This is a genomic window from Catelliglobosispora koreensis DSM 44566, from assembly GCF_000379685.1.
In the GTDB taxonomy this organism is placed as follows: Bacteria; Actinomycetota; Actinomycetes; order Mycobacteriales; family Micromonosporaceae; genus Catelliglobosispora; species Catelliglobosispora koreensis.
In genome coordinates this window covers 220911-227185 of sequence record NZ_KB903253.1, presented here as the reverse complement: position 1 = coordinate 227185, position 6275 = coordinate 220911, and the positions used below count along the sequence as shown (strand labels likewise).

General features: G+C 64.4%; 3 protein-coding genes and 1 pseudogene. 3 read left to right on the top strand and 1 reads right to left on the bottom strand.

Features of this window, described 5'->3' with window-relative positions:
• The 3 genes and pseudogenes from A3E1_RS0114795 to A3E1_RS46080 form a co-directional block, all read left to right on the top strand.
• Window positions 1-2781, top strand: a pseudogene (locus A3E1_RS0114795) (hypothetical protein); the annotation flags it as partial.
• A gap of 5 nt (window positions 2782-2786) precedes the next feature.
• The gene (locus tag A3E1_RS0114790) at window positions 2787-3698 is read left to right on the top strand and encodes a hypothetical protein (RefSeq protein WP_157631522.1); all 912 of its coding nucleotides are present in this window, start codon (window positions 2787-2789) and stop codon (window positions 3696-3698) included.
• Window positions 3695-4972 carry an SUKH-3 domain-containing protein gene (locus tag A3E1_RS46080; protein ID WP_020521560.1) on the top strand — a complete coding sequence of 426 codons (1278 nt, stop codon included), beginning with the start codon at window positions 3695-3697 and terminating at the stop codon, window positions 4970-4972. The genes A3E1_RS0114790 and A3E1_RS46080 overlap by 4 nt, the downstream gene beginning before the upstream one ends.
• Here the strand turns inward: A3E1_RS46080 and A3E1_RS44685 are convergent, their stop codons facing one another.
• Entirely contained in the window at window positions 4973-6184 is a 1212-nt protein-coding gene (locus A3E1_RS44685; RefSeq protein ID WP_020521559.1) for an SUKH-3 domain-containing protein, read from the bottom strand. It lies immediately after the preceding gene.
• Between the last annotated feature and the right edge of the window lie 91 nt (window positions 6185-6275).

Sequence of the window (6275 nt, the reverse complement as noted above, 5' to 3'; positions counted from 1 at the left end):
GACCCTGAGCTGACGCAGCCGGTGCAGGTTGAGCAGGTTGATCCTGAGGTGACGCAGCAGGTCAGTCCGAAGGTTAGTTTGCAGAAGGCTGACCCCGAGCAAACACAGCCCGTGCAGGTTCAGCAGCAGGCACCGGTCGACCCGAGGATCGCCTACGCACACGAGCCGGGACCGGTGGATCCGCGGATCGCGTTCCAGCAAGGGACTCAGCAGCAGGGGACTCAGCAGACACCGCCGCCGAGCCAAGCGCCGGGATCGACTCCGCCGCCGAGTGGGCCGCCGCCGTCGCGTCCGCAGGCACACCGCCCGCCGGACCCTGCCGGTCTGGCACCGGGCAGCATTCCGTTTGGTTACGAGGAGTTCTTCAACGATCCTCGCTGGGCCGAGCAGGCGCTCGCGTTCGAACAGGCGGTCGGTGCGCGGTTGTTCAACGATCCGGCTGTGCTTCAAGCAGCCCGCGATTCGGTTGTCCGCCTTCGGGACATGATGGTGGCGCTGCAGGCCGTCGGTCAGGTCAACGCCAACGGGGAGCTGGTGCCTGTAACGGATGCCGACATCCGCAACGCCTTCTTCCCTGGAAGGTCCAGTGATCTGACTAGCGCGGGGCAGGCCAGCGCGGACACCAGCATGGACGATCTGCTGGAACGAGGCAACGTCCGTGAGCTGATGACGGCGTATTTCAATGCGGCTTATGCCTTCCGGCATGGTTCGACCCTCGCCAACATGCTGCAGGCAGTGATTGCGACTGGCAATTATGATCTGGCACGCCAGGCCGGCGTCGATACCGATGTCTTGCACGACATCCGGGCACAGCTCAATGCGAACCGTGAGCGCGCACAAGGCGATCCAGTCACTTGGGGCGGCATCTTCTCACAAGGCATCGTCAGCCTGATTTCAAGCCATGCGGCGATGGACCTCATTGAAACCGGCCGCAGCCACGATGGCCGTGGCGATCGTGATACCGCGGTGCAAGCGGCGATGGCCAACACCGCGCAGCACTACGCCGACCTCGGCACACCACTTGGTGAATTCGAGCGCGCATTCATCGAGCAGGCACTTGGCCGCCCACTTACCGACGCGGAGCAGTTGCCGTGGCGGGAAGGGCACACGCTTCTTGAGCTGAACTCGCAGTGGTTGCGAGAGTTCGATGCACGCGGATTCCCGACCGCTGCGGGCATTTCGATGACGACCACACGAATGCTCACAGCGGCGCGCCTAATGGGCTTGGACGCTGATCAACAGCAGCAATTCATGGACGCCTTGATGGCGTGGATGCTGCCGTGTCGCGACCACTCTCTGGCCGAGATCTACCGCGCGGCAATGATTTCGGATATCGAGCGGGTCACCCGTGAGCAGTACCCTGATCTCTCGGTCGTTGAGTTGTATCGCGAAATGACCGGCATGGATCTGGCGAGCCTGCGTGACGAGGTCGGAGTCCAAGACGAGACGGCGCATCCCGATCCGCAATCGCGGCGCGGTCTGCTGCCACACGAAGCTCGCTACCTAGAGCGCGCCTTCGACGGCACTCTGAGCGACGTCACGCCACAGATGCGCCAAATCGCCCAACAGGCATGGCACATGCTGGCCACGGGTGACGTGTCGACACGGGCTCTGCAGGAGTTCCAGCGAGCTCATGGTCAGGAGCCCACTACCGCGGCGGAGCGCAGGCATGCGGCCAACTTCCCAGGTCATTTGCGGGAATGGTTGCAGCGCAACGGAATCGACCCGGACGACTCGGCAGCGGTGCGTGCGCTGACGGACCGGCTGTCGATGGCGCACATGATTTCGTTCTCGGTCTACACCGGATTCGGCTACGGGCTCATCAATGGTGCGCTCACGGGACGGATGGAGTCGGAAGACGCTCCCTGCGCGCGGCGCATCGCCGAGGCACTGCCTGAGTTGGACCTTCAGCCACCGGATGACACCGCGGTTGAGCGAGAAGTGGGCAGGAAAGCCCGGCAGCTCGTGCAGAAGTACTTCGATAGGTATACCGGTGCCATTGAGAGAGGAAGGACGCCGGAACAGGCGGAGCCCCGGCACATCCCGGAGTCAATTCGGGCCGTCATGCACGGTGAAGCGGGCGACCGCTGGCGGGACGCACTTCAGCGTCACCGTGCGGCTGTCGCGCTAAATCACGCGCTCTTCGCCAGCGGCGACGATGAGGCAGCGCGTGCTGTCGGCCGCGAGATTGCACAGGCCCAAGCGGACTTGCGTGCCGCCGTGGTGGACATCCATGCTGCTCTGGATGAGGCCCTTCCGGGCATTATCGCGGAGATGAAGTGGCACGCCGACATGATCATGGACGGGGCGCAGCAGCTGCCGCACCAGGGCTCTGAAGAGAATCCAAGGCTCGTCTATCGTGGTGATGGCGCGAATCTTGATCCGGATGAGACGTCCCCGCTCTACGGTTCGCCGAGCCGGGATCCAGAGCCTATGCCGAAGGTGGTGAGCACCACCGTCGATAGGGCACAGACCATCATCTTTATGGGCAACGACGACTCCATTACCGACGAAAACCGCGTGCTGGTCGCTTATCAGCTCACGGGCCAGGCGTCCGTCGATATCGCACCGTTCTCTGTCTATCCACTTCAAGAAGAAGTTCTGCTGCCGCCGGGCTCACAGGTTCACCGTGTGGATGATCCAGAGGCTGCCGAGAGGCTGCGGCAGGAAATGATGGCGCTAGAGAAGTTCCCAGACGAGTGGCGAGATGACGCGGACGGTAATCCGCGGTTCAGGGTCATTATCATGCGGGAGGGCGAAGCACCCGGAGAGAGTGAGTGACGCACATGGGCCGGAGCTATCTCGTGCCAGAACACCAGAACCCTGGTGTGGTTGAGATGTACATGAATCTGCATGAGATGATCTTGCGGTTGGCGGGGCGGATTCCGGATGAGAAGCTCGCCAAAATCCGTGCGACGCTTCATGAGGGCGATTGGCAGATGACAGGGGCCGAGCTGGAAGCGGTCGCCTTTACCTACAAGGTCCTACTGCCGACGCAGGGCATGACGCAGTTGCCACGTCGCGTCACGGAGCCCGGATGGCAGACAAACAAGCCATTGGAGCCAGCGGGCGATTTCAATACGGTGCTGCCGCTGAAGAACTACACGTTCACGCCATTTCCGCCTCAGTATCTCGGGCAGCTCCCAGCAAACTGGCTCGACCTCCTCGATATTTCAGCGGGCGAGCCTGCGATCCCCTATCGCCAGCTTCGCGAGCTTTACGGATGGGATCATTCCCCGCTGGTGCCGGGCCTCGGGCCAGACGATGGGGTGACGGGCATCTGGCAGTCGTGGCGTTCGGGTCCCGATCCGGACAGTCCAGTGAAGAGAATCTATATTATCGAGCTTCACCCGAAAGCGGATCCCTCGGAGTACGAAAGCCTCGCCAGGACCGACTTGACTATCGCTAACAGGAGTGAAGAGCAGCTGCTGGAGGCGTATCGGTCGGGGTGGGAGTTGCCGGAGTACCACCGGCGGGCGCAGTTCAACGGTGTGCTCGTGTGGGCGAGGTATCCGGGGACGGTCCACGTGGTGGCGGAGTCTGGAGGACGCGCTGGCGCACGGGTGCCGGGGACGGACTTCTCCACCGACGGGCTGGTGGTGTGGCCGGGGCCGGGCAACGGTGAGCTGTCCACAGTGGACGATGTCGCCAAGTTCCGGGCGTTCTTGGCGTTGCGCAAAGCGGGGAAGGTCGCATGACGACGGTTACGGCACGGGATGCAGCACAGGTGGCAGCCTACTTCGCTTATGTGTCAGGCAAACCGGGGCCGTCGTGGCAGCCGAGGGTGGCGGAGTTCCCCGAGTGTTTCGTGGTGTGGGCTGTGCCGCCGAAGCCGATCATCGGCACCGGGGTGCGGACCGTTATTGACAAGGTGACCGCTCGTTTGACGACCTATCCGGCGGCGACGCCTGAGGAGATCCGTCAGCGGCATCAACTGAAGACCCTTCAGCGCCCGCCAGCACCGGCGACCGCGGATTCCTTCGTGGCGTTGCGCCGGATGGGCAGGCGCGTAGCGACGCCAACAACCGTGGCGCACTTGACGTTCGCCGACGGTGTTCTCCGGAGGGCGAGTGGGGCCAAGGGCGACCAGGTCGTACGCCACCATCCGCTCGTGCTCGACTGGCTGACCGATCACGAGCCAGGCGATCTGGTGCGCGGTGCCTACCGGCACGCTGAGCTGATCGTGGTGTCGGACTGGCTGCACGACATGGAGCACGAGGCGACCCTGACGGGTCAGCCGCCGGTGGATCTGGACCAGGCGCGAGCGGTGGCTCGTGGACTGTCCAGTGTGGAGCTGCGTTACGTGCGGGAGGAAGGCGATCCGCTTGCGGGCGGGCCAGCCGAGCCGTGCGATTCGTGTCTTGAGGCGTGGGCGCACTTTGGGATCGCGCCAGCGTCAGCGGTGCGCCAGCCCGATCCGGGGTTGCCGGTGATGGGCATTCCGCCTGAGCTGGAACGGTTTCCGGCTGATGTGGCGGCGGCGCTCGCGGCGGGTGGCTTTGGCCAGCAGCCGATGATCGGTGACCGTCCCGTGTCGCGGGCCGAGTGGGCGCAGTTGTCGCTTGATGTGCTGGCCGACGACTTCGGTCATGAGCCGCTCGAGGCTGTTCGGGCGGCGCTCGAGGCGTACCCCTATTTGGTGGTCACCCGAAGGGGGCCTGGAGTGACCCACCGGGTGCGGCCTTTTGAGCTCGCACCCGATCTGGCGGGCAAAGCCGGGATGTCGCTCGCGGATTTCGCTCAGGTGATTGGCTTTCCGCTTGCGCCCCTTGGGGTCGAGGCCGGTGGCGACGGGATCCTCGCTATCGACGCGCGCGGCATGGTTTTCGTTCTGGACCAGGCGGGCGAGTGGTTCGCTGGCGAGAACGTGGAGACGGCGCTGATCGCGCTGATCCAGGGAACCCGGCTGGCGCGGGTCCGGGACGATGGATTGATTGAGGTCCCGGAGCCCGCTGGGGCAGAAGACGAGTAGCTACCAGGTGCCGTCGGCGCGTACACGTGGCGTGGCGGCACCGGTTAGCAACGCTTGCATCGCCTCGTCGAGGTTGGCCCCTACATACCAGATGCCCACGTGGTCCACGATGAACACGCGCTGTCCCTCGTCGATGGCGAGCACGGCTGTGTGACCAGCGCCTTCCTCACCGATCGGGAAGAGGCGCGTTCCAATGTGGACGCTCGCGTCGCCGAGGGTGTCGGCGAGCGGGACGGACATTTCCGTGTTGAGCGTGAAGCCTTCGACCCGCTGGGCGGCCGCCGGTGCGCTCTGAAGCACGCCATAGACCGTGCCGTAGGGCGCGAGAAGCTCCGGCAGGAACGGCAGGACGGGCAGCTGGTGGCGCAGCCCTGGCGTTAAGGCGGTGTGCACGAGGGAATCGGTGATGAGCTGCTTGACGAAGCTCAGGTCACCGGTTTCCTTAGGCGGCAGCGGAGGGGCCATGAGGTCTGGCGGCGGATTACCTGGTACCCCCAAGGAAAGAAGGACCGCGCGGACCGTATGGCAAGAGAACCCCGGCTGGGGATCATCGGGGTCGGAGCCTTCGGTAAAGGCCCGCAGCCGCACCGAGGCGGTGCCGAGCAGAGAGCGAACCTGGTCCAGCGGTGGGATGTCGCTGCCGAAGAAAGCGAACAGGGCCTTGGATAAGGCGATGAGTTCAGCGTGCCGCTCGGCGCCACGATTGCGGTTGCCCGGGGCGATGGAGCTGAACGCCTGCCACACGAGCGGGTGGTGGGCCGGGGTCGCGTCGTCGGTGTGCCCGACCGCGGTGAAGGCGGTCCCGTTGACGGTCAGTTCGGCGGCGACGTGCGGGAGCCGGAACGGCTGGCCGTTCAAATAACGCACGAGTTCCGCTTCGAGAAGGGCCGCTCGGCGCTGGCGCTCACTTAAAGGGATGGCTGGCGCCCGAAAGGAAGAAACCTCCGGTTCGCTGCGCGGAACGTACATCTCGCGGGCCACGATGTCGGGAACGCCCGGAATCATGGTGATGTCACCGGTTTCCCGGTCGATGATGTAGGTCTGGCCACTGCCCGGCGGGAGGTCCTGCCGGTGTTGCGGCGGGTAGGGCGCCCAGACAACCCAGCCTTTGTCGAACTCGTTCAGGTGCGGCTCGCACTCGTAGCCGCGCTGGAACGATTCCGTTACCGCCCAGCGGCGCACGATTCCGTTCAGTTGTTCTTGTGAGATCATCTACGGCTCCCCAGCAGTGTTCACCCGTCTGCACAACCTATCGCAGACGGTTCGTGGTTGCGCACCCGCTCGATTTCTGGACCATGTAGGG

What these genes read in the sequence shown, in the direction of transcription:
- A3E1_RS44685 (WP_020521559.1), bottom strand. Translation starts at nt 6,184, where the DNA reads ATGATCTCACAAGAACAACTGAACGGAATCGTGCGCCGCTGGGCGGTA.
- A3E1_RS0114790 (WP_157631522.1), top strand. Translation starts at nt 2,787, where the DNA reads ATGGGCCGGAGCTATCTCGTGCCAGAACACCAGAACCCTGGTGTGGTT.
- A3E1_RS46080 (WP_020521560.1), top strand. Translation starts at nt 3,695, where the DNA reads ATGACGACGGTTACGGCACGGGATGCAGCACAGGTGGCAGCCTACTTC.